14 protein-coding genes and 1 pseudogene are annotated in these 17,744 nt (G+C 58.2%); 7 read left to right on the top strand and 8 right to left on the bottom strand.

Features of this window, described 5'->3' with window-relative positions; genetic code table 11:
• Nucleotide 1: 1 nt before the first annotated feature.
• From SMC1_RS00780 to SMC1_RS00765, 4 genes are all read right to left on the bottom strand, one after another.
• Nucleotides 2–682: an ABC transporter ATP-binding protein gene (locus tag SMC1_RS00780; protein ID WP_119085019.1), complete on the bottom strand. Its 681-nt coding sequence runs from the start codon at nucleotides 680–682 to the stop codon at nucleotides 2–4.
• Nucleotides 683–691: 9 nt separating this feature from the next.
• Entirely contained in the window at nucleotides 692–2,485 is a 1,794-nt protein-coding gene (locus SMC1_RS00775; RefSeq protein ID WP_165849102.1) for an efflux RND transporter periplasmic adaptor subunit, read from the bottom strand.
• Nucleotides 2,486–2,622: 137 nt separating this feature from the next.
• The gene (locus tag SMC1_RS00770) at nucleotides 2,623–3,825 is read right to left on the bottom strand and encodes a sensor histidine kinase (protein ID WP_165849101.1); all 1,203 of its coding nucleotides are present in this window, start codon (nucleotides 3,823–3,825) and stop codon (nucleotides 2,623–2,625) included.
• 14 nt (nucleotides 3,826–3,839) lie between these two features.
• Nucleotides 3,840–4,496: a response regulator transcription factor gene (locus SMC1_RS00765; protein ID WP_119084908.1), complete on the bottom strand. Its 657-nt coding sequence runs from the start codon at nucleotides 4,494–4,496 to the stop codon at nucleotides 3,840–3,842.
• Between the two features lie 297 nt (nucleotides 4,497–4,793).
• Here SMC1_RS00765 and SMC1_RS11080 point away from each other — a divergent pair, with 297 nt between their 5' ends.
• Entirely contained in the window at nucleotides 4,794–4,916 is a 123-nt protein-coding gene (locus SMC1_RS11080; RefSeq protein ID WP_279386555.1) for a hypothetical protein, read from the top strand.
• A 158-nt stretch (nucleotides 4,917–5,074) separates the two neighbouring features.
• Here SMC1_RS11080 and SMC1_RS00760 read toward each other — a convergent pair whose 3' ends face one another.
• The 3 genes from SMC1_RS00760 to SMC1_RS00750 form a co-directional block, all read right to left on the bottom strand.
• A complete protein-coding gene (locus SMC1_RS00760) occupies nucleotides 5,075–5,935 on the bottom strand; it encodes a class I SAM-dependent methyltransferase (RefSeq protein ID WP_119084907.1) in 861 nt (286 codons plus the stop codon).
• Nucleotides 5,936–6,330: 395 nt separating this feature from the next.
• A complete protein-coding gene (gene radC, locus SMC1_RS00755) occupies nucleotides 6,331–7,245 on the bottom strand; it encodes a RadC family protein (protein ID WP_119084906.1) in 915 nt (304 codons plus the stop codon).
• A 251-nt stretch (nucleotides 7,246–7,496) separates the two neighbouring features.
• Nucleotides 7,497–8,015 carry a nitroreductase family protein gene (locus SMC1_RS00750; RefSeq protein WP_119084905.1) on the bottom strand — a complete coding sequence of 173 codons (519 nt, stop codon included), beginning with the start codon at nucleotides 8,013–8,015 and terminating at the stop codon, nucleotides 7,497–7,499.
• Between the two features lie 296 nt (nucleotides 8,016–8,311).
• On the opposite strand from SMC1_RS00750, the gene SMC1_RS00745 reads away from it, so the two are divergent.
• The 5 genes and pseudogenes from SMC1_RS00745 to SMC1_RS10950 all read left to right on the top strand — a co-directional run.
• Nucleotides 8,312–9,463, top strand: coding sequence for a metallophosphoesterase family protein (locus tag SMC1_RS00745; protein ID WP_119084904.1), 1,152 nt, complete (start codon nucleotides 8,312–8,314; stop codon nucleotides 9,461–9,463).
• Nucleotides 9,444–12,098 (top strand): AAA family ATPase, encoded by a 2,655-nt coding sequence (locus SMC1_RS00740; protein WP_119084903.1) that lies wholly within the window; start codon nucleotides 9,444–9,446, stop codon nucleotides 12,096–12,098. The genes SMC1_RS00745 and SMC1_RS00740 overlap by 20 nt, the downstream gene beginning before the upstream one ends.
• Nucleotides 12,095–13,156 carry a hypothetical protein gene (locus SMC1_RS00735; RefSeq protein WP_119084902.1) on the top strand — a complete coding sequence of 354 codons (1,062 nt, stop codon included), beginning with the start codon at nucleotides 12,095–12,097 and terminating at the stop codon, nucleotides 13,154–13,156. The genes SMC1_RS00740 and SMC1_RS00735 overlap by 4 nt, the downstream gene beginning before the upstream one ends.
• Nucleotides 13,157–13,316: 160 nt before the next feature.
• Nucleotides 13,317–14,531: an ammonium transporter gene (locus tag SMC1_RS00730; protein WP_119084901.1), complete on the top strand. Its 1,215-nt coding sequence runs from the start codon at nucleotides 13,317–13,319 to the stop codon at nucleotides 14,529–14,531.
• A gap of 320 nt (nucleotides 14,532–14,851) precedes the next feature.
• Nucleotides 14,852–15,700, top strand: a pseudogene (locus tag SMC1_RS10950) (DNA glycosylase AlkZ-like family protein); the annotation flags it as partial.
• A 49-nt stretch (nucleotides 15,701–15,749) separates the two neighbouring features.
• On the opposite strand, the gene SMC1_RS00720 reads toward SMC1_RS10950, so the two are convergent.
• A complete protein-coding gene (locus SMC1_RS00720) occupies nucleotides 15,750–17,021 on the bottom strand; it encodes a PTS ascorbate transporter subunit IIC (RefSeq protein ID WP_119084899.1) in 1,272 nt (423 codons plus the stop codon).
• A gap of 376 nt (nucleotides 17,022–17,397) precedes the next feature.
• Here SMC1_RS00720 and SMC1_RS00715 point away from each other — a divergent pair.
• The coding region (locus tag SMC1_RS00715; RefSeq protein WP_165849100.1) for an IS110 family transposase at nucleotides 17,398–17,744 on the top strand (347 nt) is incomplete at its 3' end.

Genomic DNA, 17,744 nt, shown 5'->3' with positions numbered 1-17,744 from the left:
TCTAGTTCCTCTCGTCGGCCACGACACGGCCGTCCTGGATACGGATCACGCGTTCCGCCTGCGCCCCGATGATAGCATCGTGAGTGACATAGATAATCGTCTTCCCGTCTGCGTGCAATTCCTTCATGATGTCAAGGATCTCTCGGGCCCCCTTGGAGTTGAGGTTGCCGGTTGGCTCATCGGCAAGAATAACCGGTGGGTTCATCATCAGTGCCCGGGCGATGGCGACGCGCTGCTGTTCTCCACCCGACATCTCAACAGGGCGATTGTACATGCGGTCCTTGAGTCCAACACGCTCCATCAGTTCATGAGCGCGAACTTTCTCGTCTCTCCCGCTCATTATATGTGTGGAATAGGTGCATGGAAGAAGGACATTCTCCAGAGCGCTCAGGTGCGGCAGCAAATTGTAAGCCTGAAACACGAATCCTATGTCCCGGTTGCGAATATGGGCAAGATCATTCGATCGAAGCTCGGAAACATCATGGTCCTCGAGACGATACGCCCCGGAGGTCGGGGTGTCCAGACATCCGAGAATATGCATCAGCGTCGATTTTCCAGAACCGGACGGTCCCATGATAGCCACGAACTCATGTTCGCCGATGTCAAAAGAAACGCCGGCAAGAGCATCGATCGTAACGGTACCGATCGTGTAGGTCTTGCGGATATCGTTGAACTCGATCAGATTCATGGATTACCGGCCGCCTGAGAGAAAGAAGCTGCCGCCTCCGCCGTTTGTTGTGGTCGTCGATGAAGAAGACGTAGTAGTGGTGGTCGCACTCGCCGTGCGCAGGATACGATCCCCTGCTTTGAGGCCCGAGATAATCTGGACATAGACATCGCCTTCAATGCCCGTTTTCACCTCTGTCCTGGTGGTCATCGTCTTTTTGTCAGCACCCGTCGTTATTACCATCACGTAGTTCTTGCCGTTTTCTGACAAGATCGATTCGACCGGGACAGCAAGAACTCCTTTTGCAGACGACGTCGTAATCGACGCATCGGCAGTCATGCCGGCAACCAGCGTAGTGGGGGGATTGGTGAACTGGATCTTGACGGCATATGCGTTGACGCTACTCGAAGTCGCCACCAACGTAGTTCCAACATACGTGACCTTGGCCTTGAATGTCTGGTTGGGGTAGGCATCCATTGTCACCGATGCATCCTCCCCGGCTTTGACGTGCAGAACGTCGAGTTCATCAACATATGCCTGGACATTCCATCCGCTTGTGTCGGCAATCACCGTCGCAGTGGTCGCAGTGGTCGCACTGGTCGCACTGGTCGCCTGATCGCCGACCTGGACGTTGAGCGACGTGATGACACCATTCCACGGAGCCTTCACCACATAATTGTCGGATGTCAGTTGCGTGGCCTGCAATGACAGTTCTGCCTGTTTCTTCTGCTCCTGTAGTAATTCGAGCTGCAGTGCGGCCTTGCGGGCCGTCTCACTGAACCCGGCAAGATTGGACTGTGCAAGCGTCACCGCAGCTTTTGCCGAGTCGACATCCGCTTGGAGCACGGTCACGTTATTTGCCTGTGAGTCAACCGTCTTCTGGTTCTCCGCAAGGTTCTCCGCAAGGTTCTCCGCAAGGTTATTCTTGGCAGCCGTTACAGCCCGTTCATCCTGGTTCACCTGCAGTTGAGCAGCCTCCAGCTTGAGGTCGCTCTGTGCAACCGAGGTGTCGGCAGCAGCACTTGCATTCGCACTTTCGAGAGAAAGCCGTGCACTGTCGACCTTAGCCAGGTCTGCAGTGGTTTCCGCAGTGGTTACTTTAGGATCTGCCGCGTCTGTCACAAGCTGATTCTCGGCCGCGGTCAAGTTGAGTTGAGCTTGCTGAACAGCAATATCAGGCTGCGACACCGACGACGTGCTGGAGTCCTGAAGGTACTTCAGGTTGGCCTGATCAGTCGAGAGGGTTTCTTCAGACCTCGTCACCGCTTCTTGCAGGTTGGCGGCAGTTGTGGCAGCTGTGGCACTGGCAGTTGTGGCGCTCGTGTTATATACTGTTGCATTCTTCAAGTTGTTTTCTGCCTGAAGCTCCTGAATCTGTGCCTGCTTCACCGCAGTTTCCAACTGCGTTTTTGTCGCCGTAAGGTCTGTTGTGTTCGCTGTCTCGATGTTGAGGAGACTCGTTTGGTAGGTGGACTCGGCTTGAGCCAGCTGGTTGTCACGTGCCGCCGAGTCAATGCGAACGATGACCTCTCCTGCTTTGACGTAGTCCCCTACCTTCTTGTAGACCGCGGTGACGGTCCCCTGAGCCTGTGCCGTCAGCGTTGCGGAACGTAAGGGAGCCACGGTTCCAGAGACCGTCGTAAGGGTAGCGACATCGTGTGGCGCCACGACATAGACGGACGATGCTCCGCCCCTCCTCGCTGCCAATGCTGAGGCTGCTTTCTTGGCAGCCAGCACTTTCAGTCCTACCACGACGATCGCCGCAACGACCACCAGTGACACGACCGAGACAATGACTCGCCGACTCTTTTTGCTCATGTTTCCTCCAGTGGGCGCCTGCGCCCGCATCTATTGACCAACGCGCTCACTGCGCAGCGTGACCACGTTGGATTCGTGATGTACTGTAACAACCAGGATTTAAGGATGGATTAAGAAGCACGCCCCGTCCCCCGCGATCAGGTGAATCTGACAATGAAGTCCGTGCCGGCTTCGGCGCTGCTGGTGACGACTACATGCCATCCATGAAGATCTGCAATCTTCTTCACAATCGCTAATCCAAGCCCAAATCCGCGCTGCGTACGCGATGCATCAACCTGATAGAACGGTTCAAAAACATGCGACAGATCGTCGGGAGCTATGAACCCGCGGGAATTCCCGACGTGCAGATCGGTTGCATTGAGCACGACGCTCACCGTACCGCCCGGCGCATTGAACTTGACAGCGTTTTCGATGAGATTGTTGACAAGCTGGCGCAGCAGCAGGCCGTCTCCCTCAACCGTCACCCCTTCACCGATTGTCGCCTGCATCGTCAGTTCGTGCTCTTTACAGCTTTCCACGTTCTGGCTGGCCACTGCAGTCACAAGGGCAGTCAGGTCGACCTGTCCGAGGTCGACTTTCGCTCGGTCCAGCTGGGCAACCTCGAGCAGTCGCTCAACGAGGAGCGAAGCGTATTTCACCTGTCCTTTGGCAGCCATGATGCCGTCCCGGTATTCCCCCGTCTTCATGGCGACGTCTAGCGAGGATGATATGCTGGCCAGCGGAGTCCGCAGTTCGTGGCTGGCATCCTGCGTGAACTGCTCGAGCCGGTCCTGCGACTCGTGGACAGGACGAAGTGTATGCTTCGAGAACGACAGCCCAAGCAGGTAAGTCAGGATGCCCATCACCAGCGTAACGACCAGCATCTGGACCAGCTTCAGTCCAAGGTCTCGAATCCCCTGACGCGTGCGTCCGGCAAGCTGGATGTACCCGACGACACGGCCGTCGCGTCGAATGGGCTGCGTTACGATGGCACTCGATTCGTCGACGGGCCTCGGCGTCACGAATGGGTCGACGGGACCAGAGCCGGATCCAGCAAACATGTCTCCCTGGTATAGAACCATGCCGTCCGGCGCCAGGATGCGGGTGAAGGGCCGATCTATGTACGAAAGCCACTCGCTTGCCGACGACAGGTCGGTCTGCCCCTGACTGTTGGCCAGAATACGAGTTACGCGGTCATTAAGCACGATCGTGGTACGGTAGTTGCCGATGATCACGTCGCTGGTGGCGAAAACCGTACCGCTGATGAGGATCAGCCCACACACCAGCCATGTGAACTTCAGGGCAAGGCGCTGTTCCAGCGTCAGCTTCGTCGTTCGTTGCCTGGTCTGAAGGTGTCGCATGCGCTGCTCCAGCATCACCGGATGACATAGCCCTTGCCCGGGACAGTCGCAATAACCTCCCGGCCAAGCTTTCGCCGCAGGTAGGCGACGTGGACGTCGACTGTCTGAGAGAACATGAGTTCATCGTACTCCCCCCAGACCAGCTCGATGATCTCGAGACGTGTCTTGGCGATGCCGCGGTTGAGCGCAAGAAACTCCAGCAGCGCATACTCGCGTGGCGCAAGCGCCACGACCTTGCCGTCCTTGCGGACCTCGTGCGTGTTGGTGTCGACCGAGATATCGCCTAACTCAACGACCGGACTACGGGTCTCGCCGCCACGGCGAAGCAGCGCGCGCATGCGCGCGAGCAGCTCCTCGAGGTCGAACGGCTTGGTAAGGTAGTCATCGGCACCACTGTCCAGGCCGGCCACGGCATTCTTGTGTCCAATCCTGGCAGTCAGCATGAGAATGGGCATGGTGCGTCCGGCTTGCCGCAGCTGCCGGCAGACTTCCAGCCCGTCCATACGCGGGAGGTTGAGGTCGAGAACGACGAGAGCATACTCCTCAGTCAGCCCCTGGTGCAGCCCCGTCTCGCCGTCAAAGGCCAGGTCGACGCTGTAGGACTCTGTCTCCAGGTACCGCCTGATGTTCTGGGCGAAATCCTGCTGGTCCTCAACGACAAGAATGTGCATTCGTCTCTCCTCTCACGTCTGTCATTGTACCAGCATGCCCTAAGAACGGATTAAGGCGGTACACCTCGACGATCGGAGCCGTGTCAAGCCGTACGCCCCACGCTCGGTCCGCAAAGCGCCGGCGGCCAGGAGCCTTCGTTGAACTTTCTTCACCATTGCAGACCATGGTGTCAGGATGTTATCCACCACCGAACCGCATGAGCCGGACGGCCGCTGTGGTCACGGTATCTGGTTGCACGCGATCACCAGACTCGGCCGGCTAGACTGCTTGTCGCGCACCCTTCAAGGAAGTGTACTATGATCCCACGACTGATGAACCTTGTCGCCCCCAAAGTCAACATCCTCGGTGGGCTGCTGGGCTTCCCTCTGCAGCTGCTTCTCGGCGAGGCACTGTTCATCCTGTATGACGTCGCCCTGTAAGGCACAGATCGGCACCTGAAGCATACGCACTCATCCCGTACGAGTCTGCCATATCTCCCGCTGGACTACGTCGTCTTCTTCGAGGTGATGGGCTGATACACGGATATCTTTGATACTAAGATTTCTTTTATCAAAGATATTTTGAATAGACAAGCATTTTACAGTTGATTCTTTTCCCCTACATATACAAGCATCTCTGTAAAGAATTCTCGAAAAGGTGTTTTTAATAGAAATCCAACCTGGTTTTTAAGAGGGATAAGCTTGTAAAGAATTGCCTTAAACTGGTTTTGATTGCCCATAATCTCCTCAAAACGAGCAATCGTCATTTTATTGATATATGTGATTTGTTCTCTATTATCCACTACACCAAAACGAAGATCAATTCTTTTTTCAGCTGATTTTGTTTCTAAAGCAAGTTTCTTATAAGCATTGATTAAAACGGGCTCAGGAAAAAGAAGATGAACATACGGAATCCCAATAAGATCAGTGAGATGGGCCCCATATGGATGAAAATAAGGTGGAGAATTAATAAATACTTTACCATATCGTTTTAATACTCTACTTACCTCTTTTAAGACGACTTCAGGCTTTGAAACATGTTCAAAAACATCGTTCATTACGCACATATCAAAAGAAGCATTCTGAAAAGGCATTTCTTCTGCATTAGCAACTATAAAATCTATATCTTTTGCATTTTTGGAAGACGCAAAATCTCTTGCTTGAATTATGAACCTTTCTTCCGTATCTATCCCTATCAATTTTCTTGCTCCATTGAGCGCATAAAATGCGGTTTTCCCACCACTACCAGCTCCGATATCAAGAATGGTTTTGCCCTGTATCTCTCTAAGCAAATCTATTTCAGGAAGGTAATAATTACTTAACCTCTTTGACTGCTCAAATTCCCATTCTGCAAATGTTTCCTTCCCTTCATCTTCGAGATTAAATGGATGAATTGGCCTTTTAAAACACTTATTCAGTGCAATGACAACTTCTACGCCTATGCTACTTTTGTATTTCATCTTCCTATTATATCCATCCTTTTATTAACCAACCTTCATCGATTGCCATATTCATTGCACCGTCTTCGTCAGTGTGAGCTCCTTCAAAATGCTTCTTGACACCGACTGGAGCTCTTCGCTAGTCAGCACCTTGTCCACGCGTGCCTTGACGTTGTATCGTTTGATTCCGGAGATACCGATATATCATCGACAGAGACAAGCCTGCCGTCGAGCATACCGTACGGGAGTAACGCTTCACTGGAAGTGGACATTCGTGGCCTTCCTTCAGGGTCATTAGTCTCCACATATATGTATAGACAATCCCGAATGGAATTCAACGGTCCTAACGAACCATCAGTTCTTCTATCGCTTGCGCACGATAACGTGATCACCGTGTTGCCTGGCACCCCACTCGTCTACACCATCCCCGCCCGTGCGAAGCTGAAGTAGTCCTGGCGGGCGCGGCCCACGATGATGTGGTCCAGGACGCGCACACCGACATACTTGAGGGCCTGGGTAATCTTGTTGGTCGTGTCGATGTCCTCCTTGCTGGGGTCGCACTCTCCGCTGGGGTGGTTGTGCACGAGCACGACGCGGCTGGCGTGGTGGATGCAGGCTTCGCGGACGATGTCGGCAGGGTCCACGACGCTGGCGCTGATGCTGCCCCGACTGACCTCGGCGTCTTTGATGACCTTGTTGCGGATGTCCAGCAGGACGACATAGAAGAACTCCTTGCCGGCGTCACGCAGTTGTGGCGTGAACCGGTCGCAGACGTAGTCGATGGCATCCTCGGCGCTGGTGACCCGTTTCATCGTGGACGCAGGGCCCTGCTGTAGGCGCTTGCCAATTTCGATGGCCGCCTTGAGTTCGACCGCCTTGGCGAGGCCGACGCCGCGCACGTCGCAGAGGTCCTCGACGCTGGCCTGGTCCAGCTGGCCCCAGCCACCGAACCGGTTGAACACGTCGCGACCCAGCTCCTCGGCGCTCTTACCGTGGCTGCCCGTCCTGAACAGAATGGCCAGCAGACGTGCGTTGCTCATCGTGTCGGCTCCACGCTTCGCCAACTGCTCGCGGGGACGTTCATCGATCGCCCAGTCTTTGATGGAAACGTACGTGCGCTCGGCGTTGACGCGCAACTGGACTTCCTTGCGGACAGCATTGCAGGCCCCGCTGCTGACAAGGTCCAGCACCTGCACGATGGCCATCCCTTGCGGCTCTTCTACCCGCCCGCCGTCTGCATCACGGAACCAAGTCCCCGCTTTGGACCACATTGGATACATTGCCCTCTGGACGAGATACGCAACAGCTTCCTCGCGTTTCGATATATCCACCTACTCCCCCTGTACCGTTTTCGTGAGTTCCGCTCACACCAGCACAAGGTAGCACCGTCCCCGGGACACGCAACAGCGGCGATCCCTGCACGTCGTCCCCACGGAAGCGGGAACCCACACAAACATCCAAGAATGGATTCCCGCATACGCGGGAATGACGAACCAAAGGATCCTTGCTCGGCGACACCGGCTCCGAAACAGTACCAATCCGCGGCAAGTCCTCATCGCCGCCAACAGCCAGCAGCAACCTGTCAGCCTGTGAAGTTCTCCCAGCACACGAGTTCGTCCAGTGGCTTGCGTGGACCTGGCCGGTGCGGATGACTCTCGTCGGGGTACCCCAGAGCGAGGATGATGACGACGGGGTTCCCCGATGGTATGTCAAGCAACGCACGGACCTCGTTGCCATCGTAGTTGCCAAGCCAGCATGTTCCCAGACCCATCGACGCAGCCTGCAGGGTTACGTGGTCCAGGGCGATGGTGATGTCGACGACGGCTCCGTCGTACCGGTGACCGATGTTGTACCCCTCACCGTTCATGCAGGCAACGATGAGGACCGCCGCCTGCTCCACAAACTGCTGTCCACCGATGGCGTGGACCATCGACCGTATAGTCGCACGATCACGTACAACGACCAGCTTCCACGGCTGCAGGTTGCTGCCCGAGGGAGCCAGCCTCGCCGCTTCCAGAACCTCCGCCAGCTTGTCTTCTTCGACCGGCTGGTCCTTGTAGTGTCGTACGCTGTAGCGCTTCTCGATTGCCTCAAGTATCATCGTAGACCTCCACCATGCTGATACCTTGATATTCTAGCTGCCAGTCAGACTTGTTCAACGAGCCAAGTGTCACGATTGGCATACTCTTCAATAGTCGCGACTGTATGCTGGGCGGTTTGTCAACGTATACAACGATCTAGGCCAGATGATCTCTCCGTCGTTTCCCCGAAGACGGGGACCCACGAGTAAGGCCAAGGATGGATTCCCGCATACGCGGGAATGACGGACACAGGAGACGAGCCCGGGAATGAAAGATCGGCAGGTGGAGTCTTGGGAATTGGCAGTATACTAAGCTCATGAGACTACTGCATACCGCCGACTGGCATGTTGGAAGCACACTCGCTGGGCTGGACAGGTTTGACGAAACAGGGAAGCTGCTGGACGAGCTGTTTGCCGCTGCGCAGACCGAGAAGGTGGACGTAGTGATCGTCGCGGGTGACGTGTTCGACAATCCGATGCCTAGCAATATCAGCCAGAAACTCGTCTTCGACTTCTTTGCCCGCCTCAGCAGCGCGGGCATCCGCTCGGTCGTCCTGGCCGGCAACCACGACGGACAGGTGTTCGTTCCCAGCAAGAGCCTGCTGAGTCTGGGGACGGCAGCCGTCTTCGAGAAGCCGTCTGGTGAGCAGTATCAAGTCGGGTTCCGTTCGCGCGCCGACGAGCCCGTCGTCGTGACGGCACTCCCGTACCCCCACGAACGCGTGGTCATGAAGCTGAATGGAGCAGGCGACGACGTTCAGGGCGACTACACCGGCAGTGTCAGCACGTTTATCCGGTGGCTTGCCGGGCAGATGCATGCATCCGACATCAACGTCTTTGCCGCCCACCTCATGATCGCTGGTGCCCAGCTGACGGACACGGAACGCCCCATGTCGGTCAGCCCATTCTTTGCCGTCCCTGCGCAAAGCCTGCCGTCTTCGACGATGTACAACGCCCTTGGCCACGTCCATCGCCACCAGCAGCTGGTGAAGGCGCCCGCACGCTCGGAATACTCCGGCAGTATCTTCCGCGTCAACTTCAGCGAGGAGGGGACGCCGAAGGGGTTCAACCTCGTGGACGCGGACACGAAGGGCAATCTCACCGTCCAGTTCTGTGAGCTGAAATCCGCCATCGAGCTGCACAATGTCGAGTGTGCGGTCGACGACTGGGCCAGCCGCCTGGAGCCGTACAGAGACCGTGGATACACGAAGGCGCGCATCCATGCCGACGACCCGCCGTTCAACCTGCAGGGCGAGATACGCGCTGTCTGCCCGTGGGTCGTCAAGGTGGAGTTCCTGCGTTCCGAGGCTGAGGCGACGACCCGTCCGACCATTGAGGCACTGGCAAGTACAAGCTTCGAGACCGTGCAGTCGATGTACCGGGCATACAACGGGGACGCCACAGAAGACGTCATAAAGGTGGTCGGTGAATTGTTCCAGGAGGTGACCCATGCGGATACAGACGCTTGAAGTCGAAAACTTCATGCCCTACCGCGACCCGGTCACCTTGGACTTCCACGACCTGTCGCTGTTCGCCATCGTAGGAGAAACTGGTTCGGGCAAGTCCTCGATCGTCGACGCGATCTGCTATGCTCTCTATGGACGCATCCCACGCATCCGGACAGAGAACGGCCAGCGCGAGAACGTCATCAGCCGCGGCGCCAAGCAGTTTCACGTCGCCCTCACGTTCGACCTTGGTGGCGCGACGTACAGGATCATCCGGCAGGGAACAGCCACGAGGGAGGACGTCCAGGTTTTCAAGGACGGCGACCAGCTCAACCAGCTCCTGAAGAAGAAGGACGCCGACCGCTACATCGAAGAGACCCTTCTGCACATGAACTTCGACGTCTTCACACGCATCATCGTTCTGCCGCAGGGCCAGTTCGACCGCTTTCTGAAACCCGACACGCCCCGCGCGCGCAGGGATATCCTCATCTCGCTGCTCAACCTGGACATCTACGAGCACATCGGCAAGGCGGCCGGCACCCATGCGGGGACGCTGATGGGCGAACTGGGCGGCCTGGACCACGACCTGGCGGGTATCGACCAGAACGCCATCACCGACGAAGCTATGGGTCTCCTGGACCACGCCGTCACAGACGCCGGATACCAGGTCGCGCTGCTCCAGGAACAGCTCAAGGCTGACGAGCTGGCACTGGCCATGATGGAACAGCGGGCGTCAAAGGCACGGCAGCTGGCGAAGCTTCAGGGACAGCTTGGGGCCCTTCGCGACAAGGCGGACGCGGTCGCCAGCGACCGCTCGCGCCTTGCCACCAGCCTCGCTCTTGCATCGCTGCAGCCGTCACTGGCCAATTGGGCGCGCCTGGCTGCTGAACTGGAGAAGCTGATCGCCGACCGTGACAAGGCGTCTGCCGCTGTCACAACCACACAGAAGGCTCTCGAGACTGCGCAGGCCGTCCGTGCCGATACCTCCCTGCGTGCAGGCGAGGCCGCATTTGCCGAGAAACTGGATGAGATCTCCTCTGCGATTGCGCGCCTGAGCGACCTCCAGCCATTTGCCGCCCGGCTGGAGGAACTCCAGCACAAGACCGATTCTGCCACGAACAAGGCCCAGGGACTCGAACACAGCATCACACAACTGAATGAGACCATGAAGGTACAGGACGAGAGCCGGATCCAGCTCCAGGAAGCGCTCGCCAGGGCGCGCGACGCGTCAACACAAGCCGAAGACGCGTTCGAACGAGCACGCTCAGACAACGCCGCAGTCGTCGTCCAGCAGGGCCTCAGGCCAGGCGACACCTGCCCGGTGTGCGGTCATGTCGTAGAAGAACTGGTCGCGCATGCCGAGCATCTGGACTTTGCTCGCTTCAAGACAGTCCGTGATGAGGCGCGCAAGAGTTCTGAACACTGCCAGGACAATCTCACGGTGCATGAGAAAAAATCTGAAGCGGACAGAGTCCGGCTCGAGGAACTGGCCAGACAGCTGACCGTTCTGAAGACCGAAGACAAGGACGACCAGCATGAAGCGCACGAACTGACCCTGCGCCTGCTCATGGACCCGACGGTTGCCCGCGAAGGCAGTAGCAATCCCGTGGCGTTCCTCCGTATGCGACTCACGCAGCTGCGAGGGCAGGAGACGACGACCCGCACGGCGCAGAAAACGATCGTCGCACAACTCGAAGAACAGCGCCGAAAGGAAGAAGCCGTCCGCACGCAGTTGGCCGGGTTCCAGACAGAGGCTGCCGCGCTGGAGGGCCAGCGCAGACAGGCGGAAATCCAGCATGAAACGCTGCAGCGTGACCTGCTAACCCAGGCCGGCACACACGGGTTCGACTCTATCGCGTCGATGAAAACCGCCGTCCTCCCTGCCGACCAGCTCGTCGCACTTCAGGTGTCGGTGAGGCAGTACGACCACGACACCGCTGCCGCGACTGCGCAGGTGGAAATGCTGGAGCAGGAGCTCGGCCCCGATCTGCCATCGGAGGCGGACCTCGAAGCAGCGCGCGCCGCACGTGAGACTGCCGCCACGGACTTCGCCCGCGCACAGGAGGACCTGACAGCCGCCCGCCGCAGTAAGGATGACCTCCTCGCCCGCCGAGCATTCCTCGCCGACCGCCTGGCCCGCAAGGAACAGGTAACGCGCTTGCTGTCCACCTACCAGCAGGTCGCCCGTGACTTCGGCAGCAAGGGTATGGTGGCGTTCGTCAGCAGCGGCATCCTCGAACAGCTGCTGGTGACGGCAAACGACCATTTGCGCATTCTGAGCAAGGGACGCTTCGAGTTGCTGCTCGACGAGGGCGACCAGATGATGGTGCAGGACTCGTTCAGCTCCTCTGGACCGCGAGATGTCGCCACGCTGTCCGGGGGGGAAACCTTCCTCGCTTCTCTTGCACTGGCTCTGGCCGTCAAGGACCTGCTGTCGACGAGCGTGGACTTGGACAGCTTCTTCATCGACGAGGGCTTCGGAACACTGGACGAGACCACTGTCCAAGGTGTCGCCGATGTCCTGGAGTCCCTGCGCCGAGACGGTTCACTCGTCGGCATCATCACCCACAGGGCGGACCTCGTGGAGCGCTTCGAAACAGTCCTCCAGGTGACGAATCAGAGTGGTTCGGCGCACATCGCGCGTCGGGAGATGGCATGATGCGTATCCGTCCCGACTACTGGCAGAGCGTCTACACCGGTTCCACGGAGGTCGCATTGACTGACCAGAAACGTTCCTATGAGGTGGTGCCGACCACCGAATGCCGCGACCTTGACCACTGGGCAGCCGTTCGCGTGCCCGACGAGGCGTTCGCGGAAGTCGACACCGTTCGTGTCGCGTTCGTCGACGGCGTGCGTCGTATCGACATGCACGGCATCATCGACGGCAATCCGCCATACTATGGCGTCTTCGGTTCTGTGGCCGCGGGCTGCATGCAGATGTGCGGCTCCCACGCCCACGACGTCACCGAGGCGCTGTGCGACGAGGCCGTGCGGCACTACTTCGTGACCAACGCGCCCGACCCGGACACGAAGACGCTCAAGCTGGCGAGCGATGCGTCGTGTCCGTTCGACGTCGAATATGAGATTCGCAGCGCCGCAAGCCATGACCCGGGCGACTTCGGCCAGGAACTCAACAACCTCATGCAGGAGCTAGAACACGATGTCGCGCAGAAAGAAGTGGACCGCCCGGACGTGCAGGCAGTCGTGACAGACGGTCCCATCCCGTACGAACACCGCCTGGCCGCCGGGACCGGCAAGCTGGCAGGCATCATCAAGAACGTCCAGGAGGCCTACCTCCAGCGCGAACAGTTCGCGACGGTGCTCAGCCTCAAGACCGCCGAACGGACCCCAATCTTTGAGATCCGCTATCCGGAAAGCAGGGGCAGCAGCAAGATGAGCTTCTTCCTGCGCCTTCAAGCGGTCACACCCTTCACCAGCCAGATGGCCAACCTGGTCCGTATCGAGCTTCCTGTCATGGGGCTGACCGAGGCGATACACCTGGCCAACCTCGCCTCCGCTATCGCGGTGCACTACTCAAGCAACCTGTGGGGCGACACCAGGGCGCCGCAGAACCTGTATCCTGTGGGAGCACTCGAGACAGCGCTGAAGAACCGGCTTGGAGATCAGCGCTTTCTGCGCAGCGTCATCATGCGGACGCTCGCCGCTGATGAAACACTGGCGCCAAAACTAGCACAGGCTCCTCCACGTGAGCCATGAACCACCCGACGTCGTCGAACAGGAGCACGGCCCATACTGTGATACCGCAGAATCATGGTTCTAGCCTTGACATGTCCCGCCTCCCGAGCATGATTCATAAGGTTATGAACTCGGGCTGTCAGTACGCCCGGGCAGCGTTTTGGTTTCCTGGGAGGTAAGAATGGGTACAATCAACAGTGCAGATACTGCACTCGTGCTGGTCAGCGCAGCGTTCGTCTTTATTATGACCCCGGGGCTTGCCTTTTTCTATGGCGGTCTCGCGCGGCGCAAGAATATGTTGTCTCTTGTGCTGCAGAGCTTCATCGCCATGGGCCTCGTGGGCCTCGTCTGGTTCTTTGGCGGGTTTTCCTTGGCGTTTGGACATGACATCGGCGGCGTCATCGGCGGGTTGGAATTCTTCGGACTTCGTGGTGTGAGGATGACGCCCAGCACTGCATATGCGACGACGATCCCCTTCCTCGTGTTCTTCCTGTACCAGATGATGTTTGTCATCATCACGCCGCCTCTCATCACCGGCGCCTTCGCAGGTCGCATGAAGTTTGCAACCTATCTATGGTTCATCGTGATCTGGGTTCTGCTAATCTACGCCCCCGTGGCGCACTGGGTCTGGGGCGGAGGCTGGCTGCAGAAGATGGGCGTCGTCGATTTTGCGGGAGGTATCGTCATCCATCTGACGGCGGGGATAGCCGCTCTGGCCTCGGTATTCGTCATCGGAAAACGCAAGTTTACCAAGAATGAGAGCCTTGCGCCGAGTAATATCACCTATGTCGCCCTTGGCACGGCTCTGCTGTGGTTCGGCTGGTTCGGCTTCAATGGCGGCAGCGCATATGCCGCAAACGGCGTTGCAGCGTATGCGTGGGTCAACACCATGCTGGCCGCCGCTGCTGGCATGATGACCTGGCTGTTTGTGGACTGGAAGACCCACAAGAAAGTCAGCGTCGTGGCTCCGCTTGTCGGCGCCGTGGTCGGCCTGGCCGCCATCACCCCCTCCTCGGGCTATGTCCTCCCATGGGCTGCAGTCATCATCGGCATCACAGCAGGACTGATCTCCTTCTTCGTGGTTGCACTGCTACACAAATGGCATGTCGACGATGCCTTGGACGTGTTTGCCTGCCACGGCATCGGCGGTTTCTTTGGTCCCATCTACACCGGCATCTTCGCCCAGAAAGCCGTGAACGGCATCTCCGGCCTGATCGAAGGAAACTGGCACCAGTTCGGCGTCCAGATCCTAGCCGTGGTCGTCGTCTCTGCCTATGCTTTCCTCATCACAATGGTTATCCTCAAGGTCATGAACGCCATCCGCCTCATGCGGGTCAGCGAGGCTGTGGAAGCCCACGGACTGGACATGGGAGAGTTCGGCGAGCAGGCATACTAGATCTCACATATCAGTTGTTCTACTGTCAGGCGGGTGCATCTGCGCCCGCCTTTTCTGCATCCCGCCTCGTGTGTCTCATCAGCCGGCATGACGCCGCATCATGGGATATACTGGCAAGATAACCATGTGACTGGAGGAAAAATGCCACATTCAGACCGGCCGAATGTTTACAGCGTGCATGGGCCGAGTCGTGTCCGGCTCCTGGTGTTCCCGTGAAGCCCGCAGCACTGCACATCACTACACGGCAGGCAACCGACTTCGCGCTGGCATGGGGCGGCATCTCGCAGCCGTTCGGCGAGCCGCTTGCGGGCATCCGCGCCATGGTCGCCGTCCAGGCGCAGTATGCCGCCTCCATTCCATTTGCCATCCACGCGCGCTGCCCATCGGCCCCGCGCACGTGGACCGACCATGCGCTTGCACGCGAGCGCTCGCTTGTCAAGACGTGGTGTCTGCGCGGAACCCTGCATGTGCTGGCGGCCGAGGACCTCGCCCTCCTGGTCGGCTCATTCGGCGAACGGTACCACCTCGCGGTCAAGCGAGTGATGCTGCGCATGTGTGACATGGACCCGGTCGCATGGCATCGTGTCGAGCAGAACGTCCTGCATGCGCTCGCGGGGGGACCTCTGGGCCGTACAGCACTCCACGCAGCCGTCCCTCTACTTCGGGACGTTCCGTGGGCAGGCTGGGGTGAAGACGTGAAAGGACTTGCGTACCAGGGAGACCTCCTCATGGTCGGCACCAAGGGCGTGCGACCCGTTTTCGCCCGCCGCGACACGTGGCTGCCCGACCTGCACTTCCGTCCACGCACGCGCATCAAGTCCCTCGAGGAGCTGCTGCTCCGCTACCTGCGGACGTTCGCCCCGGCGACCCTCAGCGACTTCGCCCATTGGGCGGGTCTGCCTGCAGCAACGGTGCGCGACACCGCCACCCGGGCAGGCGGGCTCCTGGTACCCGTGGCGGTCGAGGGCCGTAGCTCGCCCCTGCTGGCTCTGACGGAGGACGCGGACGTCCTCCAGAAGCCTCTGCCCGACGTTCCTCCGGTCACCCTCCTGCCCAAGTTCGACGCCATGCTTCTTGCCTGGAAAGATCCGTCTCGCGTTCTGGACGGCGGAGACCATGGTGCCGTGTTCCGTCCGGCAGGTCAGGTCGAGGCCGCGTTCCAGCGTCTGGGCGCCTGGACAGGGGCGCGCAGCACAACGGTGACCTGGCAGGACGGACTTAGTGGAACAGGCGCGCGATGTTTCCGACCACGACGCCGACCCACAGGAAATCGGCGTCGCTCCAGGTCGTATTCAGCGTGCTCAGCTGTGGCCCAAGCAACGGCAGCAACAGCGCGGGCAGGATGCTGATGATGACGCCATTGGCGAATCCACCGATGACCGCGCCCTTGCGCCCGCCTGTCGCATTGCCGAAAATGGCAGCCGTCGCACCGGTGAAGAAGTGCGGCACAAGGTTCGGGATGATGATCGGCAGGTGCAGCACCTGCAAAAGAAACATACACAGAACGCCGGCGGCCAGTGACGACAGAAACCCGATCATCATCGCCGTTGGCGCCTTTGGGAACGTGATAGCAACGTCGAGTGCCGGTTTGGCGTTGGGAACGATCTTCTCGCCGATCCCCCGGAAGGCGGGCGTGATCTCGGCCAGTGTCATATTGACGCCGATAACAATGATGGCCATGCCAGCGGCGAACGTCATCGCCTGGACAAACGCAAAGACCAGTGGATGCTGGGTGACCCCCAGTGTATCCTGCACAAAGGTGGAGCCCACTTTCAGCGTGACCGCCATGAAGAGGACCGTCATGACCAGTCCCGAGGAGATCAGCGAATCGCGCAGGAAATCGAGTCCTTTGGGCAGCCTGATGTCCTCGGTCGACTGAGTCCTGTCGCCGAACCACTTGCCCAGCAATCCAGCTACGATATACGACAGCGACCCGAAATGGCCCACGGCGACCTCGTCACCTCCCATTACCTCCCGCATCAACGGTTGAGCCAATGCAGGCATCAGGGTCATGACCATGCCCAGAAGAATGGAAGCCACAACCGTGACCCAGACACCGGCCATGCCGGCGGCCGTCAGCACGGCGACCAGCAGGATAGCCATATAGAGTGTGTGATGACCGGTGAGAAAGATATACTTCCACTTCGTCACCCGCGCCAGAAAAACATTGAACAGGAAACCGAAGATCATGACCCATCCGGGCTGCGAACCAAGGATTTTGAGCGCAATCGCGATGACGGCTTCGTTGTTGGGCAGGACGCCTCGAATATGAAACCCGAACTGCAGCATCTGTCCCAGATAGTTCAGTGAGCCGATGACTGTGGCTGCGCCGACACCGAGCACCAGGAAGCCGACGATCGTCTTGACAGTGCCCATCAGCACTTCACTGAACGATTTGTGCAGCACGACCAGGCCGACGAGTCCGACCATACTGACCAGCACCGCCGGCGTGCCCAGAAAGTCCCTGATGAACGTGAATACTGACTGCATCCCTGTCTCCTCCACGTGTCAACGTCTACAGATTGTCGCCAATGCACCCTCTGGGCATAGATTCCTATTGTACAGGCGCTGCTGCCCTCGGCAACCGTCGAGTTGCATCATCTTAATTCCGTACGATGAAAAGGACCGCATACGACGAGGAAGGAGATACTATTGAGAGGCGTATGGGTGAGAGGAATGGGTAGATCGTATCTTAATTGAAGCAATGAGGGATCCTCATGAGCTTGTACGATAGATGGATCGCCCTTCCAAAGTTTGTGTAGTATCAGAAGCGGAAGAAGGTTCTTCCAGCTTGGGTTGTGGACGAAATGAAACGCGTATGGAAGGGCAACCCATTGCAAACTCTCCTCATATGGGGAGGTTTCGTATGACAGAGTATATCGGCATTGATGTTTCAAAGCAATCGTTGGAGCTCTGGGATGGAACACAAGAGGATGAGGTTCCCAATGAGAAGGGTTTGAAGACCCTGAAGAAGCTCCTCAAGAAGAGGTATGGAGGGGAGTGGAACGAGACAGTACGGTTCATCTATGAACCCACAGGACCCTATTCCAACTATCTGCGTGCATTTGCTGCAGAGCATGAGGTCCAGGTGGTTGAGGTGAACCCCAAGAAGAGTGCGAACTTCGCAAAGGTAGTGGGGAACAGATCGAAGACCGATACCGTTGATGCGAAGACGCTCTCCGCCTTCCATGCCTTGCTCGCAGAAGAAGACTT

Source organism: Candidatus Cryosericum septentrionale, assembly GCF_003570995.1.
GTDB classification, from domain to species: domain Bacteria; phylum Caldisericota; class Caldisericia; order Cryosericales; family Cryosericaceae; genus Cryosericum; species Cryosericum septentrionale.
This window is presented reverse-complemented; position numbering and strand designations above follow the sequence as displayed.

Bases quoted from the DNA above. Each gene is read 5' to 3' on its own strand.
- SMC1_RS00740 (WP_119084903.1), top strand. From the start codon at position 9,444: ATGCGGATACAGACGCTTGAAGTCGAAAACTTCATGCCCTACCGCGAC.
- SMC1_RS00750 (WP_119084905.1), bottom strand. From the start codon at position 8,015: ATGATACTTGAGGCAATCGAGAAGCGCTACAGCGTACGACACTACAAG.
- SMC1_RS00745 (WP_119084904.1), top strand. From the start codon at position 8,312: ATGAGACTACTGCATACCGCCGACTGGCATGTTGGAAGCACACTCGCT.
- SMC1_RS00720 (WP_119084899.1), bottom strand. From the start codon at position 17,021: ATGCAGTCAGTATTCACGTTCATCAGGGACTTTCTGGGCACGCCGGCG.
- SMC1_RS00775 (WP_165849102.1), bottom strand. From the start codon at position 2,485: ATGAGCAAAAAGAGTCGGCGAGTCATTGTCTCGGTCGTGTCACTGGTG.
- SMC1_RS00735 (WP_119084902.1), top strand. From the start codon at position 12,095: ATGATGCGTATCCGTCCCGACTACTGGCAGAGCGTCTACACCGGTTCC.
- SMC1_RS00765 (WP_119084908.1), bottom strand. From the start codon at position 4,496: ATGCACATTCTTGTCGTTGAGGACCAGCAGGATTTCGCCCAGAACATC.
- SMC1_RS00770 (WP_165849101.1), bottom strand. From the start codon at position 3,825: ATGCGACACCTTCAGACCAGGCAACGAACGACGAAGCTGACGCTGGAA.
- SMC1_RS00730 (WP_119084901.1), top strand. From the start codon at position 13,317: ATGGGTACAATCAACAGTGCAGATACTGCACTCGTGCTGGTCAGCGCA.
- SMC1_RS00760 (WP_119084907.1), bottom strand. From the start codon at position 5,935: ATGAAATACAAAAGTAGCATAGGCGTAGAAGTTGTCATTGCACTGAAT.
- SMC1_RS11080 (WP_279386555.1), top strand. From the start codon at position 4,794: ATGATCCCACGACTGATGAACCTTGTCGCCCCCAAAGTCAACATCCTC.